Origin of the sequence: Paracoccus actinidiae, assembly GCF_030863885.1 — a bacterium.
Classification (GTDB): domain Bacteria; phylum Pseudomonadota; class Alphaproteobacteria; order Rhodobacterales; family Rhodobacteraceae; genus Paracoccus; species Paracoccus everestensis.
In genome coordinates this window covers 2,139,556-2,161,192 of the sequence record NZ_CP132956.1, presented here as the reverse complement: position 1 = coordinate 2,161,192, position 21,637 = coordinate 2,139,556, and the positions used below count along the sequence as shown (strand labels likewise).

General features: G+C 63.7%; 20 protein-coding genes. 13 read left to right on the top strand and 7 right to left on the bottom strand.

Annotated features, from left to right (window positions below; genetic code table 11):
- The first annotated feature begins 339 nt into the window (after positions 1–339).
- Positions 340–1,647: a polyhydroxyalkanoate depolymerase gene (gene phaZ, locus Q5701_RS10790; RefSeq protein WP_373568655.1), complete on the top strand. Its 1,308-nt coding sequence runs from the start codon at positions 340–342 to the stop codon at positions 1,645–1,647.
- A 55-nt stretch (positions 1,648–1,702) separates the two neighbouring features.
- Here the strand turns inward: phaZ and Q5701_RS10785 are convergent, their stop codons facing one another.
- A complete protein-coding gene (locus Q5701_RS10785; protein WP_306755227.1) occupies positions 1,703–2,557 on the bottom strand; it encodes an alpha/beta hydrolase in 855 nt (284 codons plus the stop codon).
- A gap of 88 nt (positions 2,558–2,645) precedes the next feature.
- The gene (locus Q5701_RS10780) at positions 2,646–3,386 is read right to left on the bottom strand and encodes an alpha/beta fold hydrolase (RefSeq protein ID WP_306755226.1); all 741 of its coding nucleotides are present in this window, start codon (positions 3,384–3,386) and stop codon (positions 2,646–2,648) included.
- Between the two features lie 119 nt (positions 3,387–3,505).
- Here Q5701_RS10780 and thrS point away from each other — a divergent pair, with 119 nt between their 5' ends.
- From thrS to Q5701_RS10760, 4 genes are all read left to right on the top strand, one after another.
- On the top strand, positions 3,506–5,452 hold the full coding sequence (thrS, locus tag Q5701_RS10775) for a threonine--tRNA ligase (RefSeq protein ID WP_306755225.1): 1,947 nt from the start codon (positions 3,506–3,508) through the stop codon (positions 5,450–5,452).
- Positions 5,453–5,658: 206 nt separating this feature from the next.
- Positions 5,659–5,865 (top strand): cold-shock protein, encoded by a 207-nt coding sequence (locus Q5701_RS10770; RefSeq protein ID WP_234853288.1) that lies wholly within the window; start codon positions 5,659–5,661, stop codon positions 5,863–5,865.
- Between the two features lie 78 nt (positions 5,866–5,943).
- Positions 5,944–6,567 (top strand): DsbA family oxidoreductase, encoded by a 624-nt coding sequence (locus Q5701_RS10765; protein WP_306755224.1) that lies wholly within the window; start codon positions 5,944–5,946, stop codon positions 6,565–6,567.
- Between the two features lie 56 nt (positions 6,568–6,623).
- Positions 6,624–7,844, top strand: a complete 1,221-nt coding sequence (locus Q5701_RS10760; protein WP_306755223.1) for a multidrug effflux MFS transporter — start codon at positions 6,624–6,626, stop codon at positions 7,842–7,844.
- On the opposite strand, the gene Q5701_RS10755 is transcribed toward Q5701_RS10760, so the two are convergent.
- The 4 genes from Q5701_RS10755 to Q5701_RS10740 all read right to left on the bottom strand — a co-directional run bounded on the left by Q5701_RS10755 (position 7,803) and on the right by Q5701_RS10740 (position 11,397).
- Entirely contained in the window at positions 7,803–8,405 is a 603-nt protein-coding gene (locus tag Q5701_RS10755; RefSeq protein WP_306755222.1) for an AAA family ATPase, read from the bottom strand. The two genes, Q5701_RS10760 and Q5701_RS10755, sit on opposite strands and share 42 nt — an antisense overlap.
- Positions 8,406–8,482: 77 nt before the next feature.
- Positions 8,483–9,259: an ATP-binding cassette domain-containing protein gene (locus Q5701_RS10750; protein ID WP_234853292.1), complete on the bottom strand. Its 777-nt coding sequence runs from the start codon at positions 9,257–9,259 to the stop codon at positions 8,483–8,485.
- Positions 9,256–10,311: an ABC transporter permease gene (locus Q5701_RS10745; RefSeq protein WP_306755221.1), complete on the bottom strand. Its 1,056-nt coding sequence runs from the start codon at positions 10,309–10,311 to the stop codon at positions 9,256–9,258. The genes Q5701_RS10750 and Q5701_RS10745 overlap by 4 nt, the downstream gene beginning before the upstream one ends.
- Positions 10,312–10,368: 57 nt before the next feature.
- On the bottom strand, positions 10,369–11,397 hold the full coding sequence (locus tag Q5701_RS10740; protein ID WP_306755220.1) for a sugar ABC transporter substrate-binding protein: 1,029 nt from the start codon (positions 11,395–11,397) through the stop codon (positions 10,369–10,371).
- 119 nt (positions 11,398–11,516) lie between these two features.
- Between Q5701_RS10740 and Q5701_RS10735 the strand changes: the two genes are divergently transcribed.
- From Q5701_RS10735 to Q5701_RS10700, 8 genes are all read left to right on the top strand, one after another.
- On the top strand, positions 11,517–12,623 hold the full coding sequence (locus Q5701_RS10735) for an ROK family transcriptional regulator (protein WP_306755219.1): 1,107 nt from the start codon (positions 11,517–11,519) through the stop codon (positions 12,621–12,623).
- A gap of 125 nt (positions 12,624–12,748) precedes the next feature.
- Positions 12,749–13,369, top strand: coding sequence for a 30S ribosomal protein S4 (rpsD, locus tag Q5701_RS10730; RefSeq protein WP_234853296.1), 621 nt, complete (start codon positions 12,749–12,751; stop codon positions 13,367–13,369).
- A gap of 189 nt (positions 13,370–13,558) precedes the next feature.
- The gene (locus Q5701_RS10725) at positions 13,559–14,752 is read left to right on the top strand and encodes a Hint domain-containing protein (RefSeq protein WP_306755218.1); all 1,194 of its coding nucleotides are present in this window, start codon (positions 13,559–13,561) and stop codon (positions 14,750–14,752) included.
- A 99-nt stretch (positions 14,753–14,851) separates the two neighbouring features.
- Positions 14,852–15,943, top strand: a complete 1,092-nt coding sequence (hisC, locus tag Q5701_RS10720) for a histidinol-phosphate transaminase (protein ID WP_306755217.1) — start codon at positions 14,852–14,854, stop codon at positions 15,941–15,943.
- Positions 15,940–16,860 carry a prephenate/arogenate dehydrogenase family protein gene (locus Q5701_RS10715; RefSeq protein WP_306755216.1) on the top strand — a complete coding sequence of 307 codons (921 nt, stop codon included), beginning with the start codon at positions 15,940–15,942 and terminating at the stop codon, positions 16,858–16,860. Before hisC ends, Q5701_RS10715 begins: the two co-directional genes overlap by 4 nt.
- Positions 16,861–16,917: 57 nt before the next feature.
- On the top strand, positions 16,918–17,475 hold the full coding sequence (locus Q5701_RS10710; RefSeq protein ID WP_306755215.1) for a gamma-glutamylcyclotransferase: 558 nt from the start codon (positions 16,918–16,920) through the stop codon (positions 17,473–17,475).
- Between the two features lie 79 nt (positions 17,476–17,554).
- Positions 17,555–18,910 (top strand): hypothetical protein, encoded by a 1,356-nt coding sequence (locus tag Q5701_RS10705; protein WP_306755214.1) that lies wholly within the window; start codon positions 17,555–17,557, stop codon positions 18,908–18,910.
- Positions 18,911–18,913: 3 nt separating this feature from the next.
- The gene (locus tag Q5701_RS10700; protein WP_306755213.1) at positions 18,914–20,593 is read left to right on the top strand and encodes a peptidoglycan -binding protein; all 1,680 of its coding nucleotides are present in this window, start codon (positions 18,914–18,916) and stop codon (positions 20,591–20,593) included.
- Here the strand turns inward: Q5701_RS10700 and Q5701_RS10695 are convergent.
- Positions 20,590–21,615, bottom strand: a complete 1,026-nt coding sequence (locus Q5701_RS10695) for a YihY/virulence factor BrkB family protein (protein WP_306755212.1) — start codon at positions 21,613–21,615, stop codon at positions 20,590–20,592. The genes Q5701_RS10700 and Q5701_RS10695 overlap by 4 nt on opposite strands.
- Positions 21,616–21,637 lie beyond the last annotated feature (22 nt).

Here is a 21,637-nt window from a genome sequence, read left to right as displayed (position 1 = left end):
GTATCCGGGGCCGGGGCCGATTCTGCGGGCGCGGGCTGTCCAGTGGCCGTCTGTGTGCCTGCATTGCCCGTCTTGTCGTCAATCGCTGGCGAAGACTTTTCCGTAACGTGCGATTTGCGCCGCGCCCCGGCAACTTTCTTGCCTCCAGATCCTGCACTTCTTGCCATGATCCTGGTTCCCCCCTATGACCAGAATCATAATAGGCGCAGGGCGGGCAATGCGCAAACAAGGGTTTTTCGGACCCAATTGCCCCAGCGATGCGTTCCGCCATGACGCAGCAACGAAAGGATGGCCCCGGTGGCGATCAAGGGTATCAAGGGCATCGTGTCCTATGACGCGATGGAAACCATTCGGAACACCAACGAATGGATGGGGGCATCGGCCCGGGCAATCGCATCCTATCCCATATTCGCGCTGAACCCCCATCCCATGTTCAAGCTGATGAGCGCCTGGGGCCGCGTCACCGAACGCAGCTTTGCACGCATGGTGATCAAGCCGGACTGGGAAATCCCGCCCATCGCCGGGGAACAGGGCCAGGACCACATCGTCTATGTGGAACCCGTGATGAAGCGGCCCTTCGGCGACCTGATCCATTTCCGCGTCGCGCGGCGGGATGTCCAACCCCGCAAGGTGCTGCTGATCGCACCGATGTCGGGCCATTACGCCACGCTGATGCGGTCCACGGTGACATCCCTGCTGCCTGACTGCGAGGTTTACGTCACCGACTGGCACAACGCCCGCGACATTCCGGTCAGCGAAGGCAAGTTCGATATCGAGGATTATACCCAGTATCTGGTCGATTTCATCCGCCACCTGGGACCGGATACGAACGTGATCGCCGTCTGCCAGCCCGCGCCGCTGGCCCTAGCCGCGACTGCCATCCTGGCCGCCGACGATCCTGCATCCCAGCCGCGTACGCTGACCCTGATCGGCGGACCGGTCGATCCCGATGCGGCAGCGACCGAGGTGACGGATTTCGGCAACCGCATGACCATGGGCGAACTGGAACATACCATGATCCAGTCCGTGGGCTTCAAGTATCGCGGAGCCGGGCGCATGGTTTATCCAGGGCTGGCGCAGTTGTCCTCGTTCATCGCCATGAATGCCGAAACCCACGCCAAGGCCTTCATCGACAAGATCTGGGCCGAAGCACGCGGCACCGGGTCCGAGGGGGACAAGCACTATAAATTCTATGACGAATACCTGGCCGTCATGGACATGACCGAGGAATTCTATCTGTCCACGGTCGATCGCATCTTCAAAAAGGGCGAGGTCGCCAAGAACCAGTTCGTGGTCAATGGGCGCCCTGTCGATATCGGCAAGATCACCGACGTGGCCATCATGACGGTCGAGGGATCGAACGACGACATTTCCGCCCCGGGCCAATGCGTCGCGGCACTGGCCTTGTGTACCGGTGTTCCCAGCGAACGCAAAAAGGAACACCTGGAACAGGGCGCGGGTCATTACGGCATCTTCGCGGGCAAGTCATGGCGTCTTAACATCCGGCCCCTGGTGCTGGATTTCATCGACGAACACATGGCGCTGCCCGACGCGGTCATGCCGCGCAAGCAGCGGGTTCGCGGCGGCATTGCGGCCGATTGCGGCGTGACGGATCCGTTCACCGACAGCAGCAAGATCGCCGTCTAGCAGTTGCCCTGCATCAAGTCTCCTGACATCGGGGGCTATTACAGGCCGGGCGTCGTCAGCGCAGCGCCTGCCTGATCCAGTCGGCAATTGCTGCGGTCAGTTTCGGGGTGAGGCCGGGCGACAGTGCCTCGCCCGCGATGACATGGGCGTCTGGATCATCTTCCGGTCCCGGCACGACCTTCAGCACCGTCGCAGCGCCGCCCCATTCCGCCGCGATCCTGGCCGACGCGCCATGATCCACGATCCTGTCCGCATCCGACCAGATGAACAAGGCAGGCGCCCCGGCACCATCGAAACCGCCCCGGCGTGCCTGCCGCAGCAGCGTGCCGACCGCCATTGTCGCGGACAATGGATAGCAACTGGTCCATCGGTCACGGTGCCTGTCGTTTCGCGTCACAAAGCACCGTCCGGGATCTCCTGCAAGGCGGATGATCGACTGCGCAAAAGGCAGATCCAGCAACCGGGCGGTCCGCGCCCGCAGCCGGAAATTGGGCGAGATCAGGACCACTCCGTCCATCATTCGTCCCGTTTGTTCGTCGCGTGCAGAAAGGGCAGCCAAGGTGGCGCCGGTGGACATTCCCATCACCACTACCCGGCGGCCCAGGCGTCGCGTGGCGTCAAGGCCCTGCCCCAGATCCCGCCACCAGTCCTGCGCCGTCGCTGCCGCCAGATCGGCCCCGTCGGTGCCATGCCCCGTCAACCGGATCGCCAGAAGATTGGCCCCCAGGTCGTGCGCCAACTGTTCCGGCAAGGGCCGCAGTTCCGCAGGGCTGGCCGAAAATCCGTGGATGTAAAGGATGGCCAGATCGGTGACCTGCCTCGGCTGTCCGGCCCATTGCAGATACGACGCAACCTCGGGCCGGATTCCTGTCTCGCGCGCGGCCAGCCAGGACTGCAGGTCTGCCGGCATTGGCGCGAAACCTTGGCCGGGGCGCAACCTTTCCCTGGGGACAAGGATCCACAGCATCCCAAGCGCGGCCAGCAGGGCAAGCGAAAGCCTAAGCCAGGACATCGTCGATGGATTGGCCGATCAGGGACAAGCATGGGGGCGACGAAAAGCGATGGTCCGCCCCCTTGACCAGTGTCAGCCGCATATCCTGCCCGTCCGCGTGGTCCAGCAGGCGCATGGCCCAGTCCACGGGAACATCCGCGTCTGCCGTGCCTTGCAGCATCCGAATCGGAAAAGGCAACGGCAGGGGCTGGGTCATCACCAGATGGTCGCGCCCGTCCTCGATCAGGCGGCGGGTGATGACATAGGGCTGACCGGCATATTCGCTGGGCAATTCGATGCGCCCCGCTGTCATCAGCGTGCGGCGCTGCGCGTCGGTGAACCCCGACCAGAACCCCTGCTCGGTGAAATCGGGTGCGGCGGCGATTGTCACCAGCCCCGCCACGCGTTGCGACATGGCGCGGGCCACAAGCAGGGCGATCCAGCCTCCCATGGACGATCCCACCAGCACCTGCGGCCCGTCGGTCAGTGTCGTGATCACATGGCAGGCGTCCGCGAACCAGTCGCCGATGCATCCTTCCTCGAATGTGCCGCTGCTGTCCCCGTGGCCGGAATAATCGAAGCGCAGAAAGGCGCGCCCGCGTTCTCGCGCCCAGTTGTCAAGCCAAAGCGCCTTGGTGCCGGTCATGTCAGACTTGAACCCGCCCAGGAACACCACGCCCGGCCCCCGCCCGTTGCTGCGGTGGAATGCGATGCGCCGGCCGGTGGGGGTTTCCAGATATCCGCTCATCTGCCGCCTTTCGTTGTCTGCCTGCTTACCTTGACAGTTTTCCCGCCCCGGTCCAAGGACAGCGGCAAGATAACCCGCAACCGGGCGTTCCGTGGGCGCCAAACCGACGAGGAGGACATATGTCCCAGATTTCCCTGACTTTCCCCGATGGCAACGCGCGCCACTATCCCGCAGGCATCACTGCCGCGCAGGTCGCCGAAAGCATCGCGCCCAGCCTGGCGAAACGCGCGATCTCGGCCAGCCTTGACGGGCGGCACATCGACCTCGCCTGGCCCATCGACGGCTCGGGCGCGATCAGCATCCACACGATCAAGGACGACGCCCCTGCCCTGGAACTGATCCGCCATGACTTCGCCCATGTCATGGCGCGTGCGGTGCAAGAGATCTGGCCCGATGTGAAGGTTACCATTGGCCCGGTGCGGGATTACGGCTGGTTCTATGACTTCGATCGCAGCGACCCCTTCACCCCCGAGGATCTGGGCCGGATCGAGGCGAAGATGCGCGACATCATCGCCGCCCGCGACCCCGTTCGAACCGAGGTCTGGGACCGCGACCGCGCCGTCGCCTATTACAAGGACCGGGGCGAGCCCTTCAAACTGGAGCTGATCGACCGCATTCCGGAAGGCGAGGATTTGCGGATGTACTGGCACGGCGACTGGCAGGATTTGTGCCGTGGGCCGCATTTGCAGAACACCGGCCAACTGCCCGCCGACGCCTTCAAGCTGACCCATATCGCAGGGGCTTATTGGCTGGGCGACAGCAGCCGTCCGATGCTGCAACGCATCTATGGCGTGGCCTTTCGCAACCGCGACGAATTGAAGGCCCACATGACCATGCTGGAGGAGGCCGCCAAGCGCGACCACCGCAAGCTGGGCCGGGAAATGGACCTGTTCCATATGCAGGAGGAGGCGCCGGGCCAGGTCTTCTGGCACCCGAACGGCTGGAATATCTATACCACGCTGCAAGACTATATGCGCCGCCGCCAGCGGGCCGACGGCTATGTCGAGGTGAACACCCCTCAGGTCGTCAGCCGCAAGCTGTGGGAAGCGTCGGGGCATTGGGAAAATTATCAGGAAAATATGTTCATCGTCGAGGTGGACGAGGATCACGCGCGGGCCAAGACCGTCAACGCTTTGAAGCCGATGAACTGCCCCTGCCATGTGCAGATCTTCAATCACGGCCTGAAATCCTATCGCGACCTGCCCTTGCGCATGGCGGAATTCGGATCCTGCAACCGCTATGAACCCTCGGGCGCGCTGCACGGGATCATGCGCGTGCGCGGCTTTACCCAGGACGACGCCCATATCTTCTGCACCGAGGACCAGATCGAGGCGGAAACGAAGAAGTTCATCGAATTCCTGGCAGGCGTCTATGCCGACCTTGGGTTTTCCGATTGGCGGATCAAGCTGTCCACGCGGCCTGAAAAGCGCATCGGATCGGACGAAAGCTGGGACCGGGTCGAGGCCGCGCTTGGCAATGCCTGCAAGGCTGCCGGATACGATTACGAACTGTTCCCGGGCGAAGGCGCCTTTTATGGGCCAAAGCTGGAATTCGTGCTGCGCGACGCCATCGGCCGCGACTGGCAATGCGGCACGCTGCAGGTTGACCCGAATTTGCCGGAACGGCTGGATGCGGAATATGTGGGCCAGGACGGCGCGAAGCATCGTCCCATCATGCTGCACCGGGCAGTCCTGGGATCGTTCGAACGCTTTATCGGCATCCTGATCGAAAACAATGCGGGCAAGCTGCCCTTTTGGCTCGCCCCACGCCAGGTGGTCGTCGCATCCATCGTGTCCGACGCCGACGCCTATGTCGCCGAAGTGGTCGCCGAACTGCGTGCGGCAGGCATCCGGGCCGAGGCGGATACCCGCAATGAGAAGATCAACTACAAGGTCCGCGAACATTCGGTCGCGAAGGTGCCTGCGATTCTTGCCATCGGCATGAAAGAGGTAGAGGATCGCACCGTATCGCTCCGGCGCCTGGACCAGCAAGGGTCGCGTTTGTTACCGTTAACCGAAGCCGTGGCGATGCTGAAAGACGAATCCACCTCGCCCGACCTGCGCTGAATTTTGTTTTCCCGCACGTTTATCATGCGCAGGCCCCCGTCTGCGCACGTTTCCTGCTTGCCTTTTTTAACGATTCGTCCATCCTTTCAGCAGCGTGAGCGAAGCCTTTCTACCGCCTCCCTTTTACGGGCAGCCGGAATAATCGAAAGCGGGCTGCACGGCCTGACGCAATCCTGCGCCAGGAGGACTTGAAGGAGAGAACGGTTATGGCGACCGGAACGGTTAAATGGTTCAACGCCACTAAAGGCTTTGGCTTTATCGCCCCCGATGACGGCGGCAAGGACATCTTTGTCCACATCTCGGCCGTGGAACGCGCCGGGCTGACGGGCCTGAAGGACAACCAGAAGATCGCATACGAATTGCAGTCCGGCCGCGACGGCCGTGCATCGGCCAGCGATCTGAAGCTGCTCTGATCCAACTTCCCCAGGTTGCGGAACGGCCCGCCATCGCGGGCCGTTTTTCATTTGCGTTCCCTTGCCGAAAGAACTGCCATGATCCCGCTCGACATCTTTGCGGACCCCGTGTGCCCCTGGTGCCTGATCGGCAAGGTCGAACTGGACCGCGCCTTGGAAAGCCGCCCGCTGCATCCGTTCCAGATCGCCTGGCATCCCTTTCGCTTGAACCCGCAGATGCCCAGGGGCGGCATGGACCGGATCGAATATCTGCAAGCCAAGCTGGGGCCACGCGCCGAAGAGGCCGCCCGCATGGTCGCGCAACGGGCGTCGACGCTGGGTTTGAACCTGAACCCATCGGCCCGCGAACCGGACACGACCGACGCGCATCGGCTGATGCACTGGGCCGGCCTGGAGGGCGCGCAGACGCGGGTCATGTCGGGCCTGCTGCGCGCGCATTGGCAAGAAGCCCGTGACATCGGCGACCCTGCCGTACTTGCCCTGATTGCAGGATCGGCGGGAATGGACAGCGATCTTGTGTCGCGCCTTCTGTCCACTGACGCCGACCGGGACGAGGTTGCGACCCGCGAACAGCACGCCCGGAATCGTGGCGTTACCTCGGTCCCGACATTCATCGTGGCAAACCAGCACGCGATCAGCGGCGCGCAGCCTGCAAGCCTGTGGCAACAGGTGATTGACGAGTTGACGAACGCACCCTCGTAAGAACTTGCACAATGTGCAATTTCGGATTAGAGGAATTGCCTGACGAAAGGCCCCCGATGTCCGTGATTGCCCCTGACGTGAACGCGCCGCACCGCCGTTTGCCCCTGCCCGAATTCGTGGCGATGCTGGCCTTTCTGTTCGCCACCGTTGCCTTTTCCATCGACGCGATGCTGCCTGCCTTGCCCGATATTGCTGCCGAACTGACGCCCGACAACGTGAACCGTGCCCAGTTGATCCTGACGGCCTTCATGGCGGGCATGGGGATTGGCACGCTGTTCGCCGGTCCCATTTCCGACGCCATCGGGCGCAAGCCTGCGATCTATCTGGGTGCCGCGATTTATATCGTCGCGACCGTGGTCGCGATCTTTGCCCATTCGATCGAGTTCCTGCTGGCCGCCCGCTTTGTCCAGGGCTTGGGTGCATCGGGTCCGCGGATCGTTGGCATGGCATTGATCCGCGACCTGTATGCAGGCCGGGAAATGGCGCGGATTTCCAGCTTCGTCATGATGGTCTTCATCCTGATTCCCGCCCTTGCACCCTCTATCGGGGCCGGCATCATCTGGTTCTCGGGCTGGCATGGCGTGTTCGTGGCCTTTATCCTGTTTGCCCTGGTCGGGTCTGCATGGCTGGGCCTGCGCCAGGCCGAAACGCTGCCCCCCGCCGCACGCCGGCCGCTGCACATCGCGCCGCTCAGTGCGGCTGCACGAGAGGTTCTGTCTGACCATCAGGTCATGCTTTGCACATTGATCCTGACGCTGGGCTTTGGACAAATGTTCGCCCTGCTGTCATCGGCCCAGCAATTGTTCGGCGAGGCTTACGGCAAGGGCGATAACTTTCCGGCTTGGTTTGCACTGATGGCGATCCTGTCGGGGATTGGAACGCTCTTGAACGCGACCTTTGTGATGCGCTTCGGAATGCGACGGATCGCGAAATGGGCCTATGTCATGCAGACCTGCGTGTCGTCGGTGATGCTGGTCTTGGTCCTGGCGGATGTCCTGCCCGCCGGGCTGCGCTTTCCGGCGTTCTTCTTTTGGGCAGTCAGCGTGTTCTTCATGGCGGGCGTGACCTTTGGCAACCTGAATGCCCTGGCCTTGCAGCGCATGGGCCATATCGCGGGCATGGCCGCGTCCATCATCGCGGCCCTATCCACGATCGCGGCCACGCTGACCGCGGCCCCTGTCGGCCTGCTTTACAACGGCACGGCAATCCCGGCGATCATGGCCACGCTGATCTGTTCAGCCCTTGCCTGGTTCCTGATGGGCTTTCTGCGCGACTGACAGGTCGGCCCGGCCCGACCGCCGGGTCACGAAGCGCGCATTGGCAAGGTCGTTTTCCAGATGCTCCGTGACCCGGTGCGCATCCTTGCCAAAGCCCTGCCAGCGGGCGACCAGCCGCCTTTCAAGCTCTGCCTCGGGAACATCCAGCCAAATTCTCAGGTCGTACCGCAGCCGGTTCCAGGGTGGGGTATCCAGCAGCAGATAGTTTCCCTCGACCACAACGATTCGGTGATCGGGTGCAACAACGCCTGCCCCGGCGACCGCGATTTCCCGGCTGCGGTCAAAGACGGGAAAAATGACCTCGGACCGCGGCACGGCCAGCCGTTCGACCAGAACCGCAAACCCTTCGGCATCAAAGGTCTCGACCGCGCCCTTGCGGGCCAGCAGGCCGCGTGCAGACAGCACCCGGTCGTCCAGATGAAACCCGTCCATGGGCACCAGGATGGCATCGTCCAGGCGCGCCGCCAAGGCTTCGGCCAAGGTGGACTTGCCCGATCCAGGGGCGCCTGCCACGGCAACCAGAACCCGCGCGCCCCCTATCCCACGGACCCGGGCCAGCAACTCCTGCCCTTCTTCTTCATCGAAATATCCTGGGGGAAGTCCGAAGGACGGGGGGCAAGGCCCCCCTCTTGCAACGGTCACGCAGCGATCCCCTCTGGCAGGCGGGCGCCCGTCATATAGGCCACCGCATCAGACATGGTATGTTCCTTGGGGTCGATCACGCACAGGCGCTTGCCCAGGCGGTGGATATGGATGCGGTCGGCCACCTCGAACACATGGGGCATATTGTGGCTGATCAGCACGATGGGAATGCCGCGCGACCGCACGTCCAGGATCAGGTCCAGCACGCGGCGGCTTTCCTTGACGCCCAAGGCGGCGGTCGGTTCGTCCAGGATGATGACCCGGCTGCCGAATGCCGCAGCGCGGGCCACCGCCACGCCCTGGCGCTGACCGCCCGACAGCGTTTCGACCGGCTGGTTGATGTTCTGGATCGTCATCAGGCCCAGTTCCGACAGCTTCTGGCGCGAAAACGCGTCCATGGCGGGCTTGTCCAGCATCCCAAACCACTTGCCCATGATGCCAGGACGCTGGATTTCGCGGCCCATGAACATATTGTCGGAAATCGACAGCGCGGGCGACAGGGCCAGCGTCTGATAGACCGTCTCGATCCCCGCGCGGCGGGCTTCCAGGGGGCTGGCAAAGCTGACCGGATGGCCGTCCAGGCGAATTTCCCCCTCGTCAGGCTGGACCGCGCCGGATATCGCTTTGATCAGGCTGGATTTGCCGGCGCCGTTGTCCCCGATCACGGCCAGGATCTCGCCGGGATACAGATCGAAGTCGGCATGGTCCATCGCGGTCACGCGACCATAACGCTTGACCAGGTTGCGAGCATACAGAAGCGGCTGCTGGGTCATGATGAAATCTTCCTGATCCATTGGTCGATGGCGACGGCGATGATGATCAGCCAGCCGGTTGCGAACAGTTGCCACAGCACGTCCACCCCGGCCAGGCGCAACCCTGAATTGAACACACCCACGATCAGCGCCCCGATCAGCGGCCCCAGGATCGACCCCCGGCCGCCGAACAGGGAAATGCCGCCGATCACCACCGCGGTGATGGATTCCAGGTTGGCCTCGAAGAACGAGGTCGGACTAACCGATCCCACACGCCCGATGGACGACCAGGCGGCAAGCCCACAGATGACGCCCGATACGATATAGACCGACATCAGCACGCGCTTGGTCTGGATCCCGGCCAAGGCGGCGGATTCGGGATCGTCGCCCACGGCATAGACCCGTCGGCCCCAGGCGGTCTGATACAGCGCATACCACAGCACCGCAAAGACCACGACCATCAGCACCACGCCATAGGTCAGCACCGCGCCGCCCACGGTAAAGCGTTCGCCGAAGAACTTGAGCAGCGGTGCCTCGGCATCAAGGGTCTGGCTGCGGATCGTTTCGCGGTTCGACAGGTAATAATTCAACGCTAGGAAGATATTCCATGTCCCCAGGGTGGTGATAAAGGGCGGCAGCTTCAGCCGCGTCACAAGCGCGCCGTTCAGCGCGCCTGTTGCTGCCCCGCAGGCCAGCCCGACAAGGATGGAAATCGGCACCGGGATGCCGAAATCCACCGACAGCTTGCCCATGATGACAGACACCATCACCATGACGGCGCCAACGGACAGGTCGATGCCCGCCGTCAGGATCACCAGCGACTGCGCGGCGGCCAACGTCCCCACCACCGCCACCTGTTGCAGGATCAGCGACAGGTTGAAGGCCGAAAAGAAGTTGGGTGATATCAGCCCGAATGCTGCCACCGACAGGACCAGCACGATGACCGGGACCATGGTCGGATAGCGGTGCAGGAAATGCTGCAGCCGGTCAAGCGTGCCACGCGAATGATGATCGAAGCTCGCGACCGCCTCGGACGGATTGCGTGCGACCACGGGGTCGGGAGTGTCGGACATCAGGCCCTCCGATGTTCAGGAAGGGCGGCGGTTCGGCCCGCCGCCCGCATGATCAGGTCAGCCCCAGCACTGGGCCAGGCCGTCTTCCACGCTGATCGAGGCCACGCCCTCGACCGGCTGATCCGTGACCAGGTTCACGCCGGTATCGGTGAAATCTAGCCCTTCGGTCGCTTGCGGCTTGGTGCCGTCCTTGGCAAAGGCGGCGATCGCCTCGATCCCCATGGACGCCATTTTCAGCGGATATTGCTGCGAGGTGGCGCCGATCACGCCCGCCTTGACGTTTTCCACGCCAGGGCAGCCGCCATCCACGGACACGATGGTCGCATTGCCTTCCATGCCGAACGACTTCAGCGCCTCATAGGCCCCTGCGGCAGCCGGTTCGTTGATGGTATAGATCAGGTTGATCCCTGGATTCATCTGCATCAGGGCTTCCATCGCCTGGCGACCGCCCTCCTCGTTCCCCGAGGTCACGTCATGGCCGACGATGCGGGGGTCTTCCTCGTCGCCGATGACGTTTTCATCCTTCACGTCGACGCCAAAGCCTTCTAGGAAACCCTGGTCGCGCAGCACATCGACCGAAGGCGCGCTTGCCGACAGATCCAGCATGGCGATCTTGGCATCCGCTGCCGCATCGCCCATCTTGCCCGCGGCCCAGGCGCCGATCAGGCGGCCCGCCTCTCGGTTGTCGGTTGCAAAGGTTGCATCAGCCGCGTCGATCGGATCCAGGGGCGTGTCCAGCGCAATGACAAGGATGCCGGCATCGCGGGCCTGCTTGACCGACTCCGTGATCGCCTTGGTGTCGGACGCGGTGATCAGGATGCCCTTCACCCCCGCCGCGATGCAGCTTTCCATGGCCTGTTGCTGGGTTTCATGGTCGCCGTCGATCTTGCCCGCAAAGCTCATAAGCTCGATGCCAAGCTCCTCGGCCTTCGCGGTGGCGCCTTCCTTCATCTTCACGAAGAACGGGTTGATGTCGGTCTTGGTGATGATGCAGGCCTTGACGGGATCCTGCGCGGCGGCAACGCCTGCCGACAGCGCCAGCACCGACGCGGCCAGCGACAAGCGAAGCGAAGACTTGATGATCATTCCTGAAACTCCTCCGAATGGCGGCACCTCCTCCGCCTTGCCTTATCAGGAAGCACGAAGCGTTTCCTCTTGTCAATAAGTCAATCATGTTGATTAATGTGCTGCAGGAGGCGTCTGCAATGCTGAACCACCCTCATCACTGGGCTGATCTCAGCCAAAACGAGCGGTCGATCTTGTCGCTGATCCGCAAGCGCGGTCCCCTGCCGCGCGCCGCCTTGGCCCAGGCCACAGGTCTGTCGCCGCAGGCCATCACGAACCTGACCAGGAAATTGATCCAGAATGGTTTTCTGGAAGCCGACGCGGTGGTTCGCGGCAGGGTGGGCCAGCCCTCGACGCCCCTGTCCCTGGCCCCGGAAGGGGCGCTGTTCCTGGGCCTGAAACTGGGCCGCAGGCTGGTCGAACTGGCCTTGGTGGATTTCGTCGGAACGGTAAAGATCCATCGGCAAGAGATATATCCCCATCCCACCCCCGAACGGATCACGACATTCGCCCGGCACGGGATTGCCACGATCCTGGCATCGACACCGCAGCCGCTGCGAATCGCGGGACTTGGCGTGGCTACGCCCTTTCGACTTTGGGATTGGGGGGCCGAGATGGCGGATTGGCACGGCTTCGATCTGGCTGCCCGTCTGGCCGAGGAACTGCCCTTTCCGGTCTTTCTGGAAAACGATGCCAGCACCGCTTGCGCGGCGGAACTGATCTTTGGGCGCCTGTCCCTGCCCCGCGACTTCGTTCACCTGTATGTGGCCCATTTTGCCGGCGGGGGTGTGGTGCTGGATGGTCGCCTGCGCGTCGGGCCGCACCGCAATGCCGGGGCGCTTGGGTCGATGCCCATTCCGGGCGGTCGGCAGTTGCTGGACCTGGCCTCGGTTTCCACGCTGGAGGAGCGGCTGGGGCATCCCCTGCCTCCTGACGATTCCGGCTGGCTGGTTCCCCCGGACATCGAAGCGCGCTGGATTGCGCAATCTGCCGATGCCCTGGCTTTCGCCGCCTTGTCGGCCACGGCGTTGCTGGATATTCCGGTGGTGGTGATCGACGGCGCCGTGCCGCCCGCGACCCGCCGCGCCCTGGCCGACGCCACCCGGGCCGCCTTGGCCCACCTGCCTGCCGCGGGCATCGACCGCCCCCGGATCGTTGAAGGCAGCTTGTCGCGCAGCGCCCGTATCCTTGGGGCTGCCGCCCTGCCGCTGGCGCATTTCTTCGAACCGGGGGGCACCCCGGCTTGACACCGGCGCCCCGGCCTCTATAAGCGCGCACTTCATTGGTGTTGGCGGACCCCGCAAGGGGAAGCCTGTCGGGTCTTCGGACCAAAGGACAACGCCCTTCGATAAATCAAAGAAGGAGATCAGCGGTGACGAAACGCACCTCTGCCAAATACAAGCTTGACCGCCGCATGGGCGAAAACATCTGGGGCCGCGCCAAATCTCCGGTGAACCGCCGCGAATACGGTCCCGGCCAGCACGGCCAGCGCCGCAAGAACAAGCTGTCGGATTTCGGCACCCAGCTGCGCGCCAAGCAGAAGCTCAAGGGTTATTACGGCGATCTGACCGAAAAGCAGTTCCGCCGCATCTATGCCGAGGCCGAGCGCATCAAGGGCGACACCGGTGAAAACCTGATCGGCCTGCTGGAACGCCGGTTGGACGCCGTTGTTTACCGCGCCAAGTTCGTGGCCACCATCTGGGCTGCCCGGCAGTTCGTGAACCACGGCCATATCGAGGTGAACGGTCAGCGCGTCAACATCGCGTCCTATCGCGTCAAGGAAGGCGACGTGATCGCCATCCGCGAACGCTCGCGCCAGTTGGCCATCGTGCTGGAAGCCGTGGGCCTGACCGAACGCGACGTGCCGGATTACCTGGAAGTCGACCACAACAAAATGACCGCCACCTTCGTGCGCACCCCGGCCCTGGGCGACGTGCCCTATGCCGTCGTGATGGAGCCGAACCTGGTCGTCGAATACTACGCCAAGAACTGATCCTTCCGGTTCTGCACAAAATCGGGCCGCATCCTCCGGGATGCGGCCTTTTTCATTTTCTGGTTAATTAACCATTTGCTTCCGACGCTTGGTCACGTCTAGTTGATATGTCCATTTACTCGTCCGCATGTTTCTCGCGATCCCTTATTGATTCGGCGCGCTGTCCGAGTCTGCCCATAGGAAGACGACATGCCTTACATGACTCCTCTCCCCGATAGCTTCCTCGACCTCAGTGCGGAAACGCCGATACTGACGCTGCCGCCGACTTTCGTGTTGAACGACTTGGGCAACTCGACCGAATTCGCCCAGTACGATGTCGAGGCAACATCTGCCACGACGCTGGAACCAGGCGACGAACTAACCCTTGTCGATGCCGACGGCAATCCGGTTGATGCGGGTACGTTCGCGGGAACGGCGACCCTGACGACCGCCACCGGAGGCGTGAGCGTTCTCGGCCTTGCGGGTGCGACAATCCAGATCAATCCCATCACCGCCCCGGTTTATGTCGACGAGAACGGCCAAGCCTATATGATCACCGATGAGCCTTTGAGCGCAGATCGGCTTGGGGTGACGATCACGATTGATGCAATTCTTTTGCCCGACATCACATTGAATGTCCCCATCTCCGAGATCGCGGATGCACTTCCATTGGAGCTTGGCGAGCTTTTGACGCCAATTAACAATGAAGTGCAGCGACTTCTTGACACGGTAATTGAATCCTACAGCTATAATTCCGCCGGCACGCTTGCCCTGGCTGAGGACCAGATCGTTCCCTGCTTTACACGCGGCACCATGATCCTGACCGCCGATGGTCCCGTGGCGGTCGAGGTTGGCACGATGGTCCTGACTCGCGACAATGCGCTCCAGCCGGTCCGCTGGATTGGTCGGGTGACCCTTTCGGCAGAACGCCTGCGTGCCCAGCCGAACCTGCGCCCGATCCGCATCGCGGCGGGCGCCCTTGGCCCGAACCTTCCGGCCCAGCCCCTTCTGGTATCCCCCCACCACCGGATTCTTGTCCGCTCTGCCATCGCGCAGCGTATGTTCGGCGCGGTCGAAATCCTGGTGGCGGCCAAGCAGCTTTTGCCGCTGGAGGGGATCGACATCGCGCAGGATCTGGAAACGGTCGAGTATTTTCACGTCCTGTTCGACCGTCACGAGATCGTCTTTGCCAACGGGACCGAAACGGAATCCTTGTACACCGGGCCGCAGGCCCTGCGCGCGGTCGGCCGTGCCGCGAGGCAGGAGATCTTCGCCCTGTTCCCCGAACTGGAACGGGCGACCGCCCTGCCGCCTTCGGCGCGGGAACTGGCCAGCGGCCGCATGGCCCGCAAGCTGGCGATGCGCCATCTTCAGAACGGCAAGCCCTTGGTGACGATGCATTGACAGGCTGACATCCGGCGGCCACGGCTGCCGGATTTCCCGCGCATGATACTTCCTTGGCGCGCCGCGATGGACTAGACGGGGCGCGCAAAGGATATGAACATGACGCAGATCACGCCGAAACCCGGCATCATGGACATTGCGCTCTATGTCAGCGGCGAAAGCAAGCTGGCCGGGCGCGACAAGGTGCTGAAGCTGTCCTCGAACGAAAACCCGCTGGGTTGCAGCGACAAGGCCCGCGCGGCCTATGCTGCGGCGGCGGCCGATCTGCATCGCTATCCCAACACCGACCACGCACCCCTGCGCCGCGCGATCGGGCAGGTCCACGGCCTTGATCCCGACCGGATCATCTGCGGCGTTGGCTCCGACGAGGTTCTGCAATTCGTCGTCCATGCCTTTGCGGGCACGGGGGATCAGGTCATCACGACCGAGCATGGTTTTTCCATGTATCCGATCCTGGCCCGGATGGTGGGTGCCGTGCCCGTCACCGTGCCCGAGACAGACCGCCGCATCGACGTGGACGCCATCCTGAATGCCGTGACGGACCGGACACGCGTGGTCTTTATCGCCAACCCGGCCAATCCGACCGGCACCATGCTGACCCCGGGCGAGGTTCAGCGCCTTGTGGACGGCCTGCCCGCGTCGGTGCTGCTGGTCCATGACGGCGCCTATACTGAATTTGCAGCCGGCGCCGATGGTGGGGCGGATCTGGTGGACCTGCATCCGAACGTCATCATGACCCGCACATTCTCCAAGATCCACGGGCTTGGCGGGCTGCGCATCGGCTGGGGCTATGCCAGCCGCCAGATCATCGACGTGCTGAACCGGATCCGGCAGCCCTTCAACCTGTCCAATGCCCAGATGGCCGCAGCCGCGGCCGCCATCCTCGACACGGCCTTTCGCGACCGCTGCGCCGACCTGAACGCCCGGATGCGAGAGCGGATGCGCAATTCGCTGATCCAGATGGGCATCGGCTGCGACGAAAGCTTCGCGAACTTTGTACTGGCCCGATTTGCGGACCCGGCGCAGGCCGAAGCTGCCGATGCTGCCCTGCGCGACGACGGCATCCTTGTCCGCCGCGTCGCAGGCTACGGCCTTCCCGCCGCCCTGCGCATCACCGTGGGCGACGAGGACGGCGTGACCCGCGTGTTAGACAGCCTTGGCCGCTTCATGGCGGATCGGAGGGGCGCATGAGCGTGATCTATGACCGCGTGGCCCTGATCGGGCTGGGCCTGATCGCCGGGTCCATGGCCCATGCCATCCGCGAAAAGGGCTTGGCGAGAGAGGTCGTGGGCTATGCCCGCAGCAGTGAGACCCGCGACATTGCCCGCGACATCGGCCTTTGCGACCGCATCGCTGACAGCGCGATTGATGCCGTGACGGATGCGGACCTGATCGTCCTGGCCGTGCCGGTTGGCGCAATGGGGGCGATAGCCGCCGAAATCGCGCCGCATCTGAAACCCGGGGCGACCGTCACGGATGTGGGTTCCGTCAAGCAGTCGGTGATCGACGCGGTGGCCCCGCACGTCCCGCCCGCCGTCCATTTCGTGCCCGGCCACCCCCTGGCGGGGACCGAACATTCCGGGCCGCGCGCGGGCTTTGCCAGCCTGTTCCAGAACCGCTGGTGGCTGCTGACTCCCTTGCCCGACACCGATCCCGCCGCCGCTGCCCGCCTGTCTGCTCTGGTCCGCGCGATGGGCGCCAAGACCGACAACATGGAGCCTGCCCATCACGACCTGGTGCTGGCCGTCACCAGCCACGCGCCGCACCTGATCGCCTATACGATGGTGGGGGTAGCCGACCACCTGCGCCGCGTCACGGACGAGGAAGTGATCCAGTATTCCGCCGCCGGCTTTCGCGATTTCACCCGCATCGCCGCCAGCGACCCGACCATGTGGCGCGACGTGTTCCTGCACAACAAGGATGCCACGCTGGACATCCTGGGCCGCTTTACCGAGGAACTGTTCGTCTTGCAGCGCGCGATCCGCATGGGCGACGGCCAGCAGTTGTTCGATTACTTCACCCGCACCCGGGCGATCCGTCGCGGCATCATCGAGGCGGGACAGGACACCGCCGCGCCCGATTTCGGCCGCGTCAGCCCGGCGCGGTAAGGCTTTCATCCTGAACCGGGCTGCCCTAACTGTTGGGGGACGAACGGATTGGGGCAGATGCGAAAGGTTGATTGGGTCTTCGGCTATGGTTCCCTGATCTGGGATCCGGGCTTTGCCCCGGCGGAATCGGTGCGGGCCTGGGCGGCGGGCTTTGCCCGCAGTTTCTGCCTGCGGTCGATCGAGCATCGCGGCACAAGGACGCGGCCCGGCCTTGTCCTGGGCCTGGACGAACAATCCGATGCCGAATGCGGCGGCCTGGCCCTGCGCATCGCAGATTCCGACCATGACGAGGTTCTGGCCTATCTGCGCGCCCGCGAACTGGTGACAGACGCCTATCAGGAAGCGATCCTGCCCTTGCGCCTGGAAGACGGGCGCCAGGTCGAGGCCCTGGCCTATGTCATGCGCCGCGATCACGTCCAATACGCAGGCGGGCTGCCCCTGGAAGAACAGGCGCGCATCATCGCCCGGGCACATGGCGGGCGCGGGCCGAACGCGGAATATCTGTTCAATACCGCCGCCCACCTGACGCAGATCGGCCTGGGCGACGCGGTGATGGATCATCTGTCCGGGCAGGTGCGCAAGCTGCTGGAAACGGACAGAAACTGCGGCACCTGACCGTCGGATCGCTTGGCAAGTGGCGGGCTGCATCCTACAGTTGGCCCCAAGGACAGTCCTGGTCAGGGAAGGCGATCAGTTGAGCGAACCAACCAGCAGCCAGCGGCATGATGCATCCACCCTGGGACAGCGCCCGCCTCGCCGGATCACCGCAACCCGTTCGTCCGACACCAGCCCCGCCAATCCCAGATTTTCGCAGCCCATCCGCCAGATCGTCTTGATGGTGACGGTTCTGGCCCTGGTGCTGGCGGGCGGCTGGGTCGCCTACGGTCGTATCCTGCCGATCTTTCAGGCGAACCTGTGGCTGAACGGGTTCATCCTTGGGGTCTTCGGGCTTGGCATCCTGGCCTGCTTCTGGCAGGTCGGACAGCTGATCCGGTCGGTCAGCTGGATCGAAAGATTTGCCGAACGCCGCCGCCATGCGGTCGAAAAGGGCATCGCCGCGCGGGGCGAGGCGGATACCGGCGATCAGCCGCCGCGCCTGCTTGCGCCGCTGGCGGCCCTGCTGGGGACCCGCGGGCCCGTGGGCGGGGTGATCTCGACCGGGGCCGCGTCGTCGATCCTGGATTCGGTGGCAACCCGCATCGACGAACTTCGCGACATCACACGTTATCTCACCAACCTACTAATCTTTCTTGGTCTTCTGGGCACCTTCTATGGCTTGGCCACGACCATTCCGGCGGTCGTCGAAACCATCCGCACGCTGGCTCCGCAACAGGGGGAAAGCGGCCTCCAGGTCTTTGACAAGCTGATGAGCGGTCTTGAAGCCCAGCTTGGCGGCATGGCCACGGCGTTTTCATCGTCTCTGCTGGGCCTTGCGGGGTCGCTGGTGGTCGGTCTGCTGGAACTGTTCGCCACCCATGGCCAGAACCGCTTTTACCGCGAGCTCGAGGAATGGATGTCGGGCTTTACCCGCGTCAGCTTGGCGGGGAACGAAGGCGACGCCGTCGATCAGGCCGCCTTGGCCGGGTTCCTGGAACAGATGGCGGGCCAGATGGACCGCTTGCAACAGATCCAAGCCGGTCGCGACCTCCAACGCGACGAGGCGGCCGCGATGGCCGATGAACGCGTCGTGGTGATGGCGCAGGCCGTCGAAGCCCTGGTCCAACGCAGCGAGACCGATCACCAGGAATCGCAATCCCGCGTTGCGGCCCTGACCGAAACCTTGTCCCGGCTGGCGCAGGGCCAGGACCGGCTGGTCGATCTTGCCCGCAGCCAGGCAGAGCGCCCGGCGTCCCCGCCCCCCGACATGGCGGGGATCGAGGCTGCCTTGAACCGGCTGGCAGCCGACCTGACCGAAGGGCGCGACGAAATGGTGGCGGAACTGCGGTCGGACATCCTGGTGCTGACCCGTGCGGTGCGCGCGGCACGGTTCAACGACCCGTTCCGCGACGATCTTCTGCGCGATCCCTTGGTGTCGCGGGACAGGAACTGACCCATGGCCCTGCGTCGCGCCGCATCGGGGCATCGGTTCTCGACCAACATCTGGCCGGGTTTCGTGGATGCCTTGGCGACGCTGCTGATGGTCCTGGTCTTTGTATTGACCATTTTCACGGTGATGCAATCGGTCTTGCGCGACCAGATCACCGACCAGGACGACACCATCACCGAACAGGATCAGGTCATTTCCAGCCAGGACCGGGTGATTTCCGGCCAGGAACGGCGGTTGGAACAGTTGGGCCAGCAGGTCGCCGCCCTGGGACACGCCCTGACCGTGTCCGAGGATCAAAAGGGTGTTCTGCAAGGCCAGCTTGCCGATGCCGAGGCTGAGGCCCGCGACAGGGCCGCGCGGATCACCCGGCTGTCGACCCAGCTGGAAGACAGCCAGGGCGAACTGGCCCAGGCCCGCAGCCGCCTGACCGATTTCGAGGCCGAGGTGGCTGCCCTGATGGCCGCGCGCGTGGCGGATCGCGACCAAGCCGACGCCCAGCAGCAGCAGTTGCGGACGCAACTGAGCGAACAGCAAAGCCGCGCCAGTGCCGCCGAACTGGCCGTGGCGGCGGCGCGCCAGGAAATCGACACCCAGGCTGAACAAGCTCGTCTTGCCGCCGCCCGCCGCGAGGCGCTCGAGGCTCTGATCGCCGATCTGCGCCAGCAGAACCAGGCGACGGCCGCGCGCGCTGACGCCCTGCAGGCCGACCTGACAGAGGCCGAGGCCGCCCGCCTGACCGATGCCGAGGCCGCGCGGGCCTTGCGCGAGCGCCTGGAAAGCGCCGATGCCGAACTGACTGCCATGACCCTGTCGCTGGAAGAAAGCCGCAAGCGAGCCGAGGAAACCCTTACCCTTCTGGCCGCAGCCGAGGCCGCGCGCGACCAGGCGACTGCCCAAGCCGAACGCACCCTCACCGAAGCTGAACGTCAAGCAGCATTGCTGGAAACGGCCGAAAAAGCCTTGGCGGATCAACAAGCCCTGTCTGACGACGGACAACGGCGGGTCGCGCTTTTGAACGAACAGGTCGCGTCGCTGACGGCCCAGTTGGGATCGCTGCAAGCCTTGCTGGACACGGCAGGCGACGATCAGAAACAGGCGGAATTGCGGGTCGAGGATCTGGGCCGACAATTGAACGCCGCCCTGCTGCGCGCGGCCGAGGAAAAGGACCGCCGCCTGACGCTGGAAGAACAGGCCCGACAGAAGGCCGAGGAGGAAGCCGTTGATCTGGCCCGCTATCGGTCGGAATTCTTCGGCCGCCTGTCCCAGATCCTGTCGGGCCGCGAAGGCGTCCAGGTGGTGGGCGATCGCTTCGTCTTTCAGTCCGAAGTGCTGTTCGCCCCGGGCGAGGCGATGCTGTCTGCCGCAGGCCAGGATCAGGTCGCCCGCGTAGCCCGGATGCTGTCCGACATTTCCGGCGACATCCCGCCCGAGATCGACTGGATCATTCGCGTCGATGGCCATACCGACGACACCCGGCTTTCGGGCACCGGCCGTTACCGCGACAACTGGGAACTCAGCCAAGGCCGCGCCTTGGCAGTCGTGCGCTACATGATCGACGAACTGGGCTTTCCGGCCAATCGCCTAGCCGCGACCGGCTTTGCCGACACGCGGCCTGTTGCACAGGGCACGTCCGCCGATGCATTGGCTGCCAACCGGCGGATCGAACTGAAGCTGACGGAACGCTAGACCTGTTCCTTTTGGCGCTTGTCGGGCACACCTGCCAGTTTTTTCAGATGGCTTTCGATCTCGGAATTGACCTCGGCCCCGACAAGGACCACGGTCGAGGCGAACCACAGCCACATCATCAGCGCAATCACCGCACCCAACGACCCATAGGTTTCGTTGTAATCTGCGAAGTTCGCAGCATACCAACTGAACAGGATCGAGGTCAGCACCAGCCCTATCGCCGCAATCACGGCACCCGGCGAAATCCACCGCCACCGGGAATCCGGGGCGTCCGGTCCCCACCGGTACAATGCGGCAAGCGCCAGGATCAGCACGCCGAACATGATCGGCCATCGGATCAACCCCACCCAGGTGCTTGTCGATTCCGACAGCGGCAGCATCTGCAGGAGGATTGGAATCACCGCGATAATGCCCAGCATCAGGATGATCATCACCAGTCCGCCCAGGGTAAAGGCCATGGACAACAGGTTCAGCTTGAGAAAGCCCCGGGTTTCGGTCTGGAAAAAGGCAACGTTCAGTGCCGACAGCAGTGCCTTCATTCCGCCATTGGCCGAATAAAAGGCCACGAGCAAACCGCCGATCCCTGCAATCGACAGGGCGGTGCCGGGCGACGAGGTGATCGCCTGCACCTGATCCCGGATTATGCCAAGGGCACCTTGGGGAAGAAAGCTTTCCAGCATATCCAGATGACCCGCGATCGTGGCAGGATCCGCAACAAGTCCATAGATCGACACAAAGGCGGTCAGCGCCGGAAACAGTGACAGCAGCCCGAAGAAGGTGATGCCTCCGGCAACGGCCGTCACCCTGTCGGTGCCGATCTGGGACAGGGTGGACTTGGCGATCGCCCAGATGTCATCCTTTCCCAGATCGCGCAGTCCCACGTTCGCGCGCGGCGCTGTTGTCATGGGACGTTCCGTGACAGCGGCAGGATCGCCTTCGGTCTTGAGGCCAAAGCGTTCGCGGGTCGGGTCATCCAGATCGCCGAACAACGCATCCATGACCCCGGGCGTGCTGCTTTTCATCGTCCGTCCTCGCTCAGTCCTG